Origin of the sequence: Streptomyces sp. NPDC008001, assembly GCF_042958085.1 — a bacterium.
GTDB lineage: Bacteria > Actinomycetota > Actinomycetes > Streptomycetales > Streptomycetaceae > Streptomyces.
In genome coordinates this window covers 317,326-330,578 of the sequence record NZ_JBIBIZ010000006.1, presented here as the reverse complement: position 1 = coordinate 330,578, position 13,253 = coordinate 317,326, and the positions used below count along the sequence as shown (strand labels likewise).

The following is a 13,253-nucleotide window of genomic DNA, read 5'->3' as shown; positions in this document are numbered from 1 at the left end:
CCGGTGTGATCCGTGTTTTCCCGAGGGGAGAGGCCTGCGGAGTGGAGAATCTGATCGAGTCGCTGCTCGTCGCCAACCGCGGCGAGATTGCGTGCCGCGTCTTCCGTACCTGCCGTGAACTCGGCGTCCGGACCGCGGCCGTCTACTCCGACGCGGACGCGGGCGCGCTGCACGTACGGGAGGCGGACGTCGCCGTGCGGCTGCCGGGCACGGCGCCCGCGGACACGTACCTGCGGGGCGAGCTCGTCATCGCGGCGGCGCGTGCGGCGGGCGCGGGCGCGGTGCATCCGGGGTACGGGTTCCTCTCCGAGAGCGCGGCGTTCGCGCGGGCCGTCGCCGACGCGGGGCTGGTGTGGATCGGGCCGCCGCCCGCGGTGATCGAGGCCATGGCCTCGAAGACGCGCGCCAAGCGGATCATGGCGGAGGCGGGGGTGCCGGTGCTGACGGCGGGCGACCCGCCGCTGATCGTCAAAGCCGCGGCGGGCGGGGGCGGGCGCGGCATGCGGATCGTCCGTTCTCTTGCCGAGCTGGATGCCGAGCTGGCCTCCGCGCGGGCCGAGGCCATGGCCGCCTTCGGGGACGACGAGGTGTTCGTCGAACCGTACGTGGAGGGCGGGCGGCACGTGGAGGTGCAGGTCCTCGCCGATGCGCACGGGGCCGTGCGGACGCTGGGGACGCGGGACTGCTCGCTGCAGCGGCGGCATCAGAAGGTGATCGAGGAGGCGCCGGCGCCCGGGCTGCCGGAGGGGCTGGAGGCGGAGCTGACCGGGGCGGCCGTGGCGGCGGCGCGGGCGATCGGGTACGTGGGCGCCGGGACGGTGGAGTTCCTCGTGGCGCGGGACGGGCGGCCGTACTTCCTGGAGATGAATACGCGGCTGCAGGTGGAGCATCCGGTGACGGAGGTCGTGTACGGGGTGGATCTGGTGGCGCTGCAGATCCGGGTGGCGGAGGGGGCGTCACTGGCGGCGCTGGGTCCGGCGCCGGGGCCGGGGCCCGAGGGGCATGCCGTCGAGGCCCGGCTGTACGCGGAGGACCCTTCGGCGGGGTGGCGGCCGCAGGTGGGGGTGGTGCGGGAGCTGTCCGTGGGTGCGGGTGGGTCGTGGGGCCGGGGCCGGGGGCTCCGAGGCGGGGGTCCGGGGCCGTATATTTACGGGCCCGTGCCCGGCGCCGCAATGTCGCCCCCTTCCTCACCGGGCCCGCAAATACACGTCAGCGCCCCGGACCCCCGCCTCTGCGCCCCCGTCCCCTCCCGCCGTCCCTGCCTGCGCGTCGATGCGGGTTTCGCGCCGGGGGACACCGTCAGTCCCTATTACGACTCCCTTCTGGCCAAGGTCATCGCCTGGGCGCCCACCCGGGCCGAGGCCGTCCGGCTGCTGGCCGACGCACTGGAGCGCGCCCGCATTCACGGGGTGGTCACCAATCGCGATCTGCTCGTGCGGTCCCTGCGGCATGAGGAATTCGCCGGCGGGCGGATGGACGCTGGTTTTTATGAGCGGTACTTGGGTGAGCTTCTTCATGCTCGTGGTGATGGTGCGATTGCTGCTCTTGCCGCGGCCGTTGCCGATGCCCAGGGACGGTCCCGGTTCGGCGGCTGGCGCAATCTCCCCTCGCAGCCGGAGGAGAAGCGGTACCGCTCCGAGCCGGACGGCGAGGAGTACGTCGTGCACTACCGGATCACACCCCGGGGGCTGGAGGCCGAAGGGGTCCGGCTGATCGAGGCGTCCAGTGATTGCGTGGTCCTGGAAGTGGGCGGGCTTCGTGTGCGGTATGACGTGTCCGCCTATGAAGGTCTTGTGCATGTGGATGCGCCGTCGGGGGGCTTTGCCTTTACGCCCGTGGCTCGTTTTGCCGGGGCCGGTGTCTTGGACCCCGAACCCGGTTCCCTGCTTGCTCCCATGCCCGGCACCGTCGTCCGTATCGCCCCCGGGGTCGAAGAAGGATGCACGGTCGAGGCGGGTCAGCCCCTGCTGTGGCTGGAGGCCATGAAGATGGAGCACCGCATCGCCGCGCCTTCCAGTGGCACGCTCGTTAACCTGCACGCTCTTCCCGGCCTCCAAGTCGAGGTCGGTTCCCTGCTTGCCGTCGTCATCACCGAGGAGCCGGCGTCATGAGCACCCTTGAGTCCCAGGAACATCGCGATCTACGTGCTGCCGTTGCTGCACTCGGCCGGCGTTATGGCCGTGCTTATGTTGCTGCCGTCGTCCGTGACGGCAGGCAGCCCGACGAACTGTGGGCCGAAGCCGGCAAGCTCGGCTACCTGGGCGTGAACCTGCCCGAGGAGTACGGGGGCGGCGGGCGCGGCATGGCCGAACTCGCCATCGTCCTGGAAGAGCTCGGCGCCGCCGGCTGCCCGCTGCTCATGATGGTCGTCTCGCCCGCCATTTGCGGCACCGTGATCGCCCGCTTCGGCACGGACGAGCAGAAACGGCGCTGGCTGCCGGGGCTCGCCGCCGGCACGAAGAAGATGGCCTTCGGCATCACCGAGCCCGAAGCCGGCTCGAACTCCCACCGGATCACCACGACCGCCCGGCGGGACGGGGAAGGGTGGGGTCTCAACGGGCGCAAGGTCTTCATTTCGGGTGTCGACATTGCCGACGCGACCTTGGTGGTGGGGCGGATGGAGGATCGGCTCACCGGCACGCTCAAGCCGTGTTTGTTCGTTGTGGAGAGGGATGCTCCCGGGTTTTTGAAGATTCCTATACCCATGGAGATCGCCGCTCCCGAGAAGCAGTTTGAGGTTGTGTTGGATCATGTGCGGCTGCCTGCTGATGCGTTGGTCGGCGACGAGGACGCCGGGCTCCTCCAGCTCTTCGCCGGGCTCAACCCCGAGCGCATCATGACCGCCGCCTTCGCCCTCGGCATGGGCCGCTACGCGCTCGCCCGCGCCGTCGACTACGCCAGGACCCGCACCGTCTGGCGCGAGCCCATCGGCGCCCACCAAGCCGTCGCCCACCCCCTGGCCCAGTCGCACATCGAGATCGAGCTCGCCCGGCTGATGATGCTCAAAGCCGCCCATCTCTACGATGCCGGCGACGACATGGGCGCGGGTGAGGCGGCCAACATGGCCAAGTACGCCGCTGCCGAAGCCGCCGTCCGCGCCGTCGACCAGGCCGTGCACACCCTCGGCGGCAACGGGCTGGCGAGCGAGTACGGGCTGGCGTCCCTGCTCACGGCGGCACGGGTCGCGCGGATCGCTCCCGTCAGCCGCGAGATGATCCTCAACTACGTCTCGCACACGACGCTGGGACTCCCCAAGTCGTACTGAGAAAGGTGGCATTCGGTGACGTTGGTTCGCTGCTCCCACGAGCACGGCATCACGACCCTCACCCTGGATTCGCCGCACAACCGCAACGCCCTCTCGTCACGGCTGGTCGCCGAACTGCAGGAGCGGCTGGCGGAGGCGGCGGAGGACGCGCGCACCCGTGCCGTCCTGCTCACGCACATCGGCAACACCTTCTGCTCCGGTGCCGACCTGAGAGAGACCGGCACGGACGGGCCGCAGTCCCTCGTGCGGCTCATGCGTGCCGTGGTCGAGCTGAGCAAGCCCGTGGTGGCCCGCGTCGACGGCCACGCGCGTGCCGGAGGTCTGGGGCTGCTGGGTTCCTGTGACATCTCCGTGGCGGGGGAGGGCGCCACGTTCGCCTTCACCGAGGCCCGGCTCGGGCTCGCGCCCGCGGTGATATCCCTGCCGCTGCTGCCGCGCCTCGACGCGCGTGCCGCGACGCGCTACTACCTGACCGGCGAGCGGTTCGGGGCCGCCGAGGCCGTGCGGATCGGGCTCGTGACGGCGGGGGAGCAGGAGCTTGACGCGATCCTGGACGGGCTGCGGCGCGGCTCGCCGCAGGGGCTCGCCGAGTCCAAGGCGCTGACCACGGCCGGCGTGCGGCGGGCCTTCGACCGCGACGCCGACGCGCTGGCCGGGCTGTCCGCCCGGCTCTTCGCCTCCGCCGAGGCCCGCGAAGGCATGACCGCCTTCCTGGAGCGCAGGGAGCCGGTGTGGGCGCGCTGAGCCTCCCCAAGCAGGACCGCAGCCGCGCCACGCGGCAGCGGCTCCTGGAGGCGGCGGTGGCCTGTCTCGCCGAGCACGGCTGGGCCGGGTCGACGGTCTCCGTCGTCGCCGAGCGCGCCGGCGTCTCGCGAGGGGCCGCACAGCACCACTTCCGCACCCGCGAGGAACTCTTCACGGCGGCCGTCGAATACGTCGCCGAGGAGCGGTCGGCAGCCGTCCGGGGGCTGCTGCCCCAGGTGCAGCTGATCACCGGGCCGGCCCGTACGCGGATGGCCGTCGGCCAGCTGGTCGACCTCTGCACGGGGCCGCTGTTCCGCGCCGCTCTTCAGCTGTGGGTCGCCGCCGCGAACGACGCGGCGCTGCGGGGCCCCGTCACCGAGCTGGAGGCACGCGTCGGCCGCGAGGTGCACCGCATGGCGGTCGAGCTCCTCGGGGCCGACGAGAGCCGTCCCGGCGTCCGCGAGACCGTCCAGGGCTTCCTCGACATGTGCCGGGGCCTGGGGCTCGCCCACCTCCTGACGGACGACAGCGCCCGGCGCGACCGGGTGGTCGGGCACTGGACGGTCGTCCTCGGCGGACTGTTGTGAGGCCGCCGTGCGGGCAGTTGCGCCGGTCGCGCAACTGCCCGTGGCGTCAGCCGCCCACCGGGGCGTGCCCCGTGATGTCCGCGAAGCCCTCGACCTGGCGGGGGTCGCGCGGACCCGGGCCCACGTAGCGGGCCGACGGGCGGACCAGGCGGCCCGTGCGCTTCTGCTCCAGGATGTGCGCGCTCCAGCCGGCGGTGCGGGCGCACGTGAACATCGAGGTGAACATGTGCGCCGGGACCTCCGCGAAGTCCAGGACGATGGCCGCCCAGAACTCGACGTTCGTGGCCAGGACGCGGTCCGGGCGGCGGTTGTGGAGCTCCTCCAGGGCCGCCTTCTCCAGTGCCTCGGCGACCTCGTAGCGGGGCGCGGCCAGCTCGCGGGCGGTGCGGCGCAGGACGCGGGCGCGCGGGTCCTCGGCGCGGTAGACGCGGTGGCCGAAGCCCATGAGGCGCTCGCCCTTGTCCAGGGCGCGCTTGACGTACGCCGTGGCGTCGCCCGTGCGCTCAATCTCCTCGATCATGCCGAGGACGCGGGACGGCGCGCCGCCGTGCAGCGGGCCGGACATGGCGCCGACCGCGCCGGAGAGGGCCGCGGCCACGTCCGCGCCCGTGGAGGCGATGACGCGGGCCGTGAACGTGGAGGCGTTCATGCCGTGTTCGGCGGCGGAGGTCCAGTAGGCGTCGACGGCCTTGACGTGCTTGGGGTCGGGCTCGCCGCGCCAGCGCTTCATGAAGCGCTCGACGACGGTCTCCGCCTTGTCGATCTCGCGCTGCGGGACCATCGGCAGGCCCTGGCCGCGCGCCGACTGGGCCACGTAGGAGAGGGCCATGACCGCGGCGCGGGCCAGGTTGTCGCGGGCCGTGGCCTCGTCGATGTCGAGGAGCGGCTTGAGGCCCCACACGGGGGCGAGCATCGCGAGCGCCGACTGGACGTCGACGCGGATGTCGCCCGAGTGGACGGGGATGGGGAAGGGCTCGGCGGGCGGCAGGCCGGGGTTGAAGGAGCCGTCGACGAGCAGGCCCCAGACGTTGCCGAAGGACACCTGGCCGACCAGGTCCTCGATGTCGACGCCGCGGTAGCGGAGGGCGCCGCCTTCCTTGTCGGGTTCGGCGATCTCCGTCTCGAACGCGACGACTCCTTCGAGTCCGGGTACGAAGTCGGACATCAGGCGGCTCCTCATGAAGTGTGCGACAGCTGGGGCGCGGGGCCCGGCCGGGCGTGGCTGCTGCCTCGTGCGGCGGCCCGCCTTCCGTACGGGCGCGCCGACCGTCACCGGTCAACCGGGTCATGCCCCGTGCGGCGGTTCTTCACCCGGTTCCGTGCCCGGACCCCTGACGGGCGGGCTCGTTCCGGATTCCGGCCGAACGATAGCCGGTGATGTGCGGGTTCCACAGCTTCCCGTCCTGCGATTTTGGCGGGTTCGCCACATGCGGCGAAAGGTGATGTCCGGCACAGTGGGGGTTTTGGCCTCAAGAGGGTTACGGCGGGCCTGTTGGGGGCAAGCTCACCTGCTGATGCGGGGGCTTTTGCTGTCAGGATGGGCCATGTGACCCATGCCGACGAGTTCCCCGCTCCCGAGTTCCACGGCGGCGCGCTGGACGCCGCCGCGATGCGCGAGCAATACCGCTCCGAGGGCCTCTCGGAGGCGGACCTCGCCCCCGATCCGCACGAGCAGTTCGCGATCTGGTTCGCCGAGGTGTTCGCGGCGGGGCTGCGGGAGCCCAATGCCATGGTCGTCTCCACCGCCGGCGCCGACGGCCGGCCCGGTTCGCGGACCGTGCTGCTCAAGGGCTACGACCACCGCGGCTTCGTCTTCTACACCAACTACGGCTCCCGCAAGGCCGCCGACCTCGCCCGCAATCCGTACGTCTCGCTGCTCTTCCCCTGGCACCCGATCGGCCGTCAGGTCATTGTCGCCGGCACGGCCGAACGCGTGGACCCGGCGGAGACGGCCGCGTACTTCCACTCGCGGCCGCGCGGCTCGCAGCTGGGCGCGTGGGCCAGTGCGCAGTCGGCGGTGGTGTCCTCGCGGGAGGAGATCGACGCGGCGTACGAGCGGCTGCTCGCCCGTTATCCGGAGGGGGAGCCGGTGCCCGTGCCGACGGGCTGGGGCGGCTATCGCGTGACCGCGGAGAGCGTGGAGTTCTGGCAGGGACGCGAGAACAGGCTGCACGACCGGCTGCGGTATGTGCGCGAGGGCGGGGGCTGGCGCGTGGAGCGGCTCGCTCCGTAAAGGCCCGCGGGGCGATAAAGCGATAAAGCAGACGATCCGTGGGCCGGTTACCGCGGCGCCTCGCGGCGCTGCGGTGCCGAGCGGACGACTCGGCGGCCCACGGATCGGGTGACTGCTTGGGATTGGCCGGCGGATCCCCCAGCTGCGGCTGAGAGGGCCCCGGCGTTGCGCTTGGCGCGACGACGGGCGCTAGCCCGCAGTCACCTCACGCGTCCGGAATGAAACCATGTCCCGAACCACCTCCCTTCTCGTGTGCGCACCACCCTAGGAAGCGCCCCGGCGGGCGACAACCGAATTTCCGGTGGGCAACGATTTCCCCGAAGACGGTGTGGTGCCCATCACGGTCGAGTTGAATGACCCGTCGTGCAGGACATGCAGACGCGTCCAGCTGGGGGTACCTCGTGACCGCACCACACAAGTCAGGCCCTGCCCGCCCGGCGACGCCGGCGCCCGAAGCCGCGGAAGCCGCCGGCGGTGCCGCCGAAAGCGACGACTCCGGTCTCCTCGCGGCGCTCCTCGACGGCATGGACACGGCGCTGTGCGCCTTCGACGCCGGCGGCACGGTCACCCACTGGAACCGCGAGGCCGAGCGGATACTGGGCTGGACCGCGGACGAGGCCGTCGGCCGGCAGGGCCTGGCCGGCTGGGCGGTGCGGCCCGCGGACGCCGCGGAGATCACGGCCCGGCTGTCCGAGGCGATGGCCGCCCCCGGCCGGCACGTCCACGAATTCGCGCTGCTCACCAAGGACGGCGGACGGGTGCTCGTGCGCACCCAGCTGTCGGCCGTGCCGGGCGCGGGGGAGCGGCCCGCCGGCGTGTACTGCGCGTTCAGCGAGGTGCACACCCAGATCGACCTGGAGCGCTCCATCGCCCTCAGCGAGTCCCTCTTCGGGGACGCGTCGTGGGGCGTCGTGCTCGTCGACGCCGACCTGCGCCCGGCGCTCGCCAACGCCCATGCCGCGCGGGCCCTGCGCACCGGCCGCACCGCGCTCCTCGGCCGGCCGCTCGGCGAGCTGCTGGACCAGGGCGTCGAGGAGGTCGAAGGGGCCCTGCAGCACGTCCTCGCGGCGGGCGCGCCGCCCGCCCCCACCGACCTGTGGGTGACCCTCCGCGACCAGGGCGGCGCCCCGCCCGAGCGGCGCTGCTGGCGCAGCGGATTCCTGCGGCTGGCCTCGCCGCTCGCCGAGGAACCGGTGCCGCTGGGCGTCGCCTGGCTGTTCCTCGACGTCACCGCCGCCCGGCTCACCGAACAGGACAGCGCCCGGCTGCGCTTCCGCGCCAGCCAGCTGCACCGGGCCGGGCGGGCCGTCGCCGAGTGCGAGGACCCCATGGAAGCGGCCTCGCTCTACATGGACTTCGCCCTCGCCGGCTTCGCCGACCACGCCCTGATCGACCTGCTCCCCGAGCCGCAGGCGGCCCCCGAGCCCCCGGTCCGCCTGGTGCGGGCCACCGCCACGCCCGCGGGCACGCCGGGCCCCTGCCCGGCCATGGGCCGCGGCGGCCTCCCCGTGCCGTACCCGGAAGGGCACCCGGCCCTGCAGGCCGTCGAACGCTGCGGCTCCGTCCGCGCGGCCTCCGACTGCACCGAGACGTGGGCCACCGTCCGCAAGTGGCCCGAGGGCACGGTCCACGCCCTCGCCACGGCGCTGCGCAGCCGGGGCCGGACGCTGGGTGCGATCACGTTCCTCCGGGGCCCGTCCCGCCGTCCCTTCGATCGCGCGGACGCGACGTACGCGGAGGACATCGCCTGCCGGGTGGCGGCGTCGATCGATCTGGCGGGTGCCTGAGCCCTACCGGTGGCGGAAGAAGATCCGCTCCCCGTACTCCTCCAGCACCCGTCCGTTCCAGTCGTGCCCCCCGTCCACGTTCCCCGACCGCAGCATCGGCGGGTCGATGCCGCGGGCGGCGAGTTCGCCCGCGGCCGCGGCGACGACGGCCTGCATCAGGGCGCTGGTGACGACCGTCGACGCGGGGCCGAAGGGGGCGGCGATGCCGTCCGCCGTGAGCTCCGCGTCCCCGATGCCGACCTTGCTGTCGATGACGAGGTCGCAGTGGTCCCTCAGGAACGTCCCGGACGTGTGGCGGGACTTGGTCTGCTCGGCGTAGGCGAGGGAGGTGACGCCGATGACGCGGACGCCGAGGGCGCGGGCGTTCATGGCCATCTCCACGGGCAGGGAGTTGCGGCCGGAGAGGGAGATGACGATCAGGACGTCGCCCCGCTGGACGGGGCTGGTGTCCAGGACCGCGCCGGCCAGGCCGTCGACGCGCTCCAGGGCGCTGCCGAGCGTGGCCGGGACGACGTCGAGGCCGACGACGCCGGGGACGGCGAGGAGGTTGATCAGGGCGAGGCCGCCCGCGCGGTAGACGACGTCCTGGGCGGGGAGCGAGGAGTGGCCGGCGCCGAAGACGAAGAGCCGGCCGCCGTCCGCCACGGTGTCGGCGAGCAGGGCGCCCGCGGCCGTGATGTGTTCCGCCTCCTCGTCGCGCACCCGCTGCAGCAGCCCGATCGCGGCGTCGAAGAACTGCCCGGCCAGCTTGTTCTCGCTCATCGCTGCGGGGCTCCTTAGATCGAGATCCGGTGGCGCGTACGGTCTGGGCGTACGCTCGTGGCGCGGATCACGTTGCGGTCTGGACCAGGGCCCTGTCAATACGGCGGGCGGGGTGGGGCCGTACCCGCCACCGTTGACGGTGGGATGCGTCAGAATTGGGGCCAGGGGCCAGCGCACGACTTACCGAGGGGCACGCATGTCCGGACTGATCGACACCACGGAGATGTATCTCCGCACCATTCTCGAGCTGGAGGAGGAGGGTGTGGTCCCCATGCGTGCCCGCATCGCCGAGCGGCTCGACCAGAGCGGCCCGACGGTCAGCCAGACCGTGGCACGCATGGAGCGCGACGGCCTGGTCTCCGTCGCCGGTGACCGGCATCTGGAGCTGACCGAGGAGGGCCGCCGGCTGGCCACGCGCGTCATGCGCAAGCACCGCCTCGCCGAGTGCCTGCTCGTCGACGTGATCGGCCTGGAGTGGGAGCAGGTCCACGCCGAGGCCTGCCGCTGGGAGCACGTGATGAGCGAGGCGGTGGAGCGCCGCGTGCTGGAGCTCCTGCGCCACCCCACCGAGTCGCCGTACGGCAACCCCATCCCGGGCCTGGAGGAGCTGGGCGAGAAGGCCGAGGCCGACCCGCTGCTCAATGAGGACATGGTCAGCCTGATGGAGCTGGACGCCGGGTCCGACGGCAAGACCGTGGTCGTACGCCGGATCGGCGAGCCCATCCAGACGGACGCCCAGCTGATGTATTCGCTGCGGCGCGCGGGCGTCCAGCCGGGCGCGGTGGTCAGCGTGACCGACTCGGCCGGCGGTGTGATCATCGGCAGCAGCGGCGAGGCCACGGAGCTGGAGCCGGACATCGCGGCGCACGTCTTCGTCGCCAAGCGCTGACCGTTCGCCGCACGCTTCACTGACGCCCCGCGGGCCCGGCCGCCTTCCTTCGCGGCCGGGCCCGCGGGGCGTTCCGCTGCGCTTCTGCGGGCACCCGGACGATGGCCTGCCGGGCGCCCGCCTGCGTCAACTTCCCGGAATCCGGCTGGAGTCGGCGGATCGGGCACGGAGCCGCCGCGGCCGTGCCACGCTGGCGGCTGGCGCGCACACGGCGCGGCACACCGCCGTCTCGGGGAGGGGGCTGCGATGGGGAGGAAAGGCCATGACGAGGGCCCCGGCGCCCTTCCGGGCAGCCGGGGCCCTGCCTCCCCATATACCCCCGTGGCGACCCGGAGCCCCGAGCTCCCAGGGTCCGCCCCGCGGACCTTCTTCCCCGAGCAGTCCGCGCCCAGGTCGATTAATCCCCTGGGTGCCGGAGGCCAACCCTTCCCCGAGGTCACTCGAACGAGGGGTGTTGTGCGCGATGAGCATGCATTCGAATGTGAGTTCTATATCGTGGGGCTGCTGGGGAACGAGCAGGGAGGTGCCAGGGCTCATGGTTCGGCGCATCGACGTGTGTGGGAGCGGCGGGGTGCGGCTCGCGGCCTGGGAGTTCGCGGATCCGCCCAAGCACGCCTGCGGGGCCGGGGGCGCCGGGGAAGGCGGGAGGGGCGGCCCCGGGGCGGTGCTGCTGCTCCACGGCCTGATGGGCCGAGCGGCGCACTGGGCGGAGACGGCCCGCTGGCTGTCCGCCCGGCACCGCGCGGTCGCCCTCGACCAGCGCGGCCACGGCCGCAGCGAGCGCCCCGCCGACGGCCCGTACACCCGCGAGGCCTACATCGCCGACGCCGAGGCCGTGATCGAGCGCCTGGGGCTCGCCCCCGCCGTCCTGATCGGCCACGCCATGGGCGCGCTCACCGCCTGGCAGCTCGCCGCCCGCCGCCCCGACCTGGTCCGCGCGCTGGTCATCTGCGACATGCGGGCGGCGGCGCTGGGCGCCGCCACCCAGCGCGAGTGGGGCGAGTGGTTCCGCTCCTGGCCGGTCCCCTTCGCCACCCTCGCGGACGTCCGCAAGTGGTTTGCCGAGGGCGACCCCACCCTGGAGCGCCCCCGGCCCGCCCGCGGGGACTACTACGCCGAGGTCATGGCCGAGCGCGCCGACGGCTGGCGGCCGGGCTTCTCCCGCCGCCAGGTCCTCCAGGCCCGCGAGATGTACGCCCACGACGCCCACTGGGAAGAGCTCGCCCTCGTCGAGTGCCCGGCCCTCGTCGTCCGCGGCCCCGACGGCGAACTGGGCCGCGCCGAGGCCCAGGAGATGGTGCGCGTCCTGCCCCGCGGCAGGTACGCCGAGATCCCCGACGCGGGCCACCTCGTCCACTACGAACAGCCCGAGGGCTGGCGGCAGGCCGTGGAGTCGTTCCTGGACTCGGTCCTGCCCGTGGAGGGGGCCGCGCATTAATTCAACAAGCGTTGACATATTTCGGTGGCGGGTGTGCACTGGCAGTGAGGCCAGATGCCCGTAGCTGCCTGGCAGCTGCCCGTACGAGCCACTTGAGGAGTCCTCATGTCCTCCCCGCTCTCCCCCCAGGCCACCCCCGCCCCCGCCGACGCCGACGTCCTCGTGGTCGGCGCCGGCCCCACCGGGCTCCTGCTCGCCGGGGATCTCGCCGCCGCCGGCGTGCGGGTCACGCTGCTGGAGAAGCGGGCCCAGGAGTCGAACCTCACCCGGGCCTTCGCCGTGCACGCGCGCACGCTGGAGACCTTCGACGCCCGCGGCATCGCCGAACCCCTGCTCGCCACCGGATCCTTCACCCCGGGAGTGCGGTTCTTCGGGCGCGGCGGGATCGACCTGTCCCGGCTGCCGAGCCGCTTCCCGGGCGTCCTGCTCACCCCGCAGTACGAGACGGAGCGGGTGCTGGAGGAGCGCGCGCTGAAGGCCGGCGCCGTGCTGCGGCGCGGGGCGGAGGTCACCGGGCTGCGCCAGGACGCGGACGGCGTGGAGGTGGACGTCCGCACCGAGGACGGCGCCGGCGAGACGCTGCGCGCCGCCTACGCCGTCGGCACCGACGGCGTGCACAGCGCCGTCCGCGAGGCGCTCGGCCTGCCCTTCCCCGGGCACTCCGTGCTCCGCTCGGTGATGCTCGCCGACGTGCGCCTCGGCAGCGAGCCCGCCGGTCTGCCCGCCTTCCGCAGCGTCAGCGAGGGCTTCACCTTCCTCGTGCCTTTCGGCGACGGCTACTACCGGGCCATCGCCTGGGTGCGCGACTCGGACCTGCCCTCCACCGCCCCCGTCGACTTCGAGCAGCTCAAGGCCATCACCCGCGCCGCCTTCGGCGCCGACTTCGGCATGCACGACCCGCGCTGGACCTCGCGCTTCCACAGCGACGAACGGCAGGTGCCGCGCTACCGCGAGGGCCGCGTCTTCCTCGCCGGCGACGCCGCCCACGTCCACTCGCCGGCCGGCGGCCTCGGCATGAACACCGGCCTGCAGGACGCCGCCAACCTCTCCTGGAAGCTCGCCGCCGTCCTCAAGGGCACGGCGGACCCCTCGCTGCTCGACAGCTACCACGACGAGCGCCACCCCGTCGGCAGGCTCGTGCTCCGCATCAGCGGCGCCATCGTGCGCGGCGTGCTCCTCACCAAGCCCGTCACCCGCCGCCTGCGCGACGCCGCCGCCCTGGCCGCCACGTCCCTCCCGTTCGCGGCGGACCGCGGCGCCCTCATGCTCTCCGGGCTCGGCATCCGCTATCCCGCGCCGCGCGGCGCCCACCCGCTGACCGGGCGCCGCGCCCCGGACCTGCCGCTCGCGGAGCGCGCGGGCGAACCCTCCCGCCTCTACGAGGCGTTGCGCGCCGGTACACACGTCCGCGTCCTGCCGCGCGGGGCGGGCGCACCGCCACAGCAGGAGACGGGCGTCACCACGGTCACCCGCGCCGACGCCCGTCGCACCACTCTCCTCGTACGGCCCGACGGGTACGTGGCCGAGGCCCGCGACCTCGGCTGACCC

The 13,253-nt window shown here is 73.2% G+C and carries 11 protein-coding genes; 9 read left to right on the top strand and 2 right to left on the bottom strand.

The window, feature by feature from the left end; all coding sequences use genetic code 11:
- The first annotated feature begins 50 nt into the window (after positions 1–50).
- Genes ACFZCD_RS18090 through ACFZCD_RS18075 form a run of 4 tightly spaced genes read left to right on the top strand, consistent with a single transcriptional unit; the run spans position 51 to position 4,596 of the window.
- Positions 51–2,111 (top strand): biotin carboxylase N-terminal domain-containing protein, encoded by a 2,061-nt coding sequence (locus ACFZCD_RS18090; protein ID WP_391832260.1) that lies wholly within the window; start codon positions 51–53, stop codon positions 2,109–2,111.
- Complete coding sequence (locus tag ACFZCD_RS18085) at positions 2,108–3,265, top strand: acyl-CoA dehydrogenase family protein (RefSeq protein ID WP_391831862.1); 1,158 nt, start codon at positions 2,108–2,110, stop codon at positions 3,263–3,265. The genes ACFZCD_RS18090 and ACFZCD_RS18085 overlap by 4 nt, the downstream gene beginning before the upstream one ends.
- A gap of 15 nt (positions 3,266–3,280) precedes the next feature.
- The gene (locus ACFZCD_RS18080) at positions 3,281–4,009 is read left to right on the top strand and encodes an enoyl-CoA hydratase family protein (RefSeq protein WP_391831860.1); all 729 of its coding nucleotides are present in this window, start codon (positions 3,281–3,283) and stop codon (positions 4,007–4,009) included.
- Positions 3,997–4,596, top strand: coding sequence for a TetR/AcrR family transcriptional regulator (locus ACFZCD_RS18075; protein ID WP_391831858.1), 600 nt, complete (start codon positions 3,997–3,999; stop codon positions 4,594–4,596). Before ACFZCD_RS18080 ends, ACFZCD_RS18075 begins: the two co-directional genes overlap by 13 nt.
- A gap of 46 nt (positions 4,597–4,642) precedes the next feature.
- On the opposite strand, the gene ACFZCD_RS18070 is transcribed toward ACFZCD_RS18075, so the two are convergent.
- Positions 4,643–5,761, bottom strand: a complete 1,119-nt coding sequence (locus tag ACFZCD_RS18070) for a citrate synthase 2 (RefSeq protein ID WP_391831856.1) — start codon at positions 5,759–5,761, stop codon at positions 4,643–4,645.
- A gap of 372 nt (positions 5,762–6,133) precedes the next feature.
- Here ACFZCD_RS18070 and pdxH point away from each other — a divergent pair, with 372 nt between their 5' ends.
- Both pdxH and ACFZCD_RS18060 read left to right on the top strand, forming a co-directional pair.
- Positions 6,134–6,829, top strand: coding sequence for a pyridoxamine 5'-phosphate oxidase (pdxH, locus tag ACFZCD_RS18065; protein WP_391831854.1), 696 nt, complete (start codon positions 6,134–6,136; stop codon positions 6,827–6,829).
- Between the two features lie 401 nt (positions 6,830–7,230).
- Positions 7,231–8,616 carry a PAS domain-containing protein gene (locus ACFZCD_RS18060; protein ID WP_391831852.1) on the top strand — a complete coding sequence of 462 codons (1,386 nt, stop codon included), beginning with the start codon at positions 7,231–7,233 and terminating at the stop codon, positions 8,614–8,616.
- Positions 8,617–8,619: 3 nt separating this feature from the next.
- On the opposite strand, the gene ACFZCD_RS18055 is transcribed toward ACFZCD_RS18060, so the two are convergent.
- Positions 8,620–9,378 (bottom strand): SIS domain-containing protein, encoded by a 759-nt coding sequence (locus ACFZCD_RS18055; RefSeq protein ID WP_391831850.1) that lies wholly within the window; start codon positions 9,376–9,378, stop codon positions 8,620–8,622.
- A 196-nt stretch (positions 9,379–9,574) separates the two neighbouring features.
- Here ACFZCD_RS18055 and ACFZCD_RS18050 point away from each other — a divergent pair, with 196 nt between their 5' ends.
- From ACFZCD_RS18050 to ACFZCD_RS18040, 3 genes are all read left to right on the top strand, one after another.
- Positions 9,575–10,267 (top strand): iron dependent repressor, metal binding and dimerization domain protein, encoded by a 693-nt coding sequence (locus ACFZCD_RS18050; RefSeq protein ID WP_391831848.1) that lies wholly within the window; start codon positions 9,575–9,577, stop codon positions 10,265–10,267.
- Between the two features lie 535 nt (positions 10,268–10,802).
- The gene (locus tag ACFZCD_RS18045) at positions 10,803–11,705 is read left to right on the top strand and encodes an alpha/beta fold hydrolase (protein WP_391831846.1); all 903 of its coding nucleotides are present in this window, start codon (positions 10,803–10,805) and stop codon (positions 11,703–11,705) included.
- A 105-nt stretch (positions 11,706–11,810) separates the two neighbouring features.
- Complete coding sequence (locus ACFZCD_RS18040; RefSeq protein WP_391831844.1) at positions 11,811–13,250, top strand: FAD-dependent monooxygenase; 1,440 nt, start codon at positions 11,811–11,813, stop codon at positions 13,248–13,250.
- Positions 13,251–13,253 lie beyond the last annotated feature (3 nt).

Coding starts and splice junctions, on each gene's coding strand:
- ACFZCD_RS18085 (WP_391831862.1), top strand. CDS start 2,108: ATGAGCACCCTTGAGTCCCAGGAACATCGCGATCTACGTGCTGCCGTT.
- ACFZCD_RS18070 (WP_391831856.1), bottom strand. CDS start 5,761: ATGTCCGACTTCGTACCCGGACTCGAAGGAGTCGTCGCGTTCGAGACG.
- pdxH (WP_391831854.1), top strand. CDS start 6,134: ATGGGCCATGTGACCCATGCCGACGAGTTCCCCGCTCCCGAGTTCCAC.
- ACFZCD_RS18055 (WP_391831850.1), bottom strand. CDS start 9,378: ATGAGCGAGAACAAGCTGGCCGGGCAGTTCTTCGACGCCGCGATCGGG.
- ACFZCD_RS18050 (WP_391831848.1), top strand. CDS start 9,575: ATGTCCGGACTGATCGACACCACGGAGATGTATCTCCGCACCATTCTC.
- ACFZCD_RS18045 (WP_391831846.1), top strand. CDS start 10,803: ATGGTTCGGCGCATCGACGTGTGTGGGAGCGGCGGGGTGCGGCTCGCG.
- ACFZCD_RS18040 (WP_391831844.1), top strand. CDS start 11,811: ATGTCCTCCCCGCTCTCCCCCCAGGCCACCCCCGCCCCCGCCGACGCC.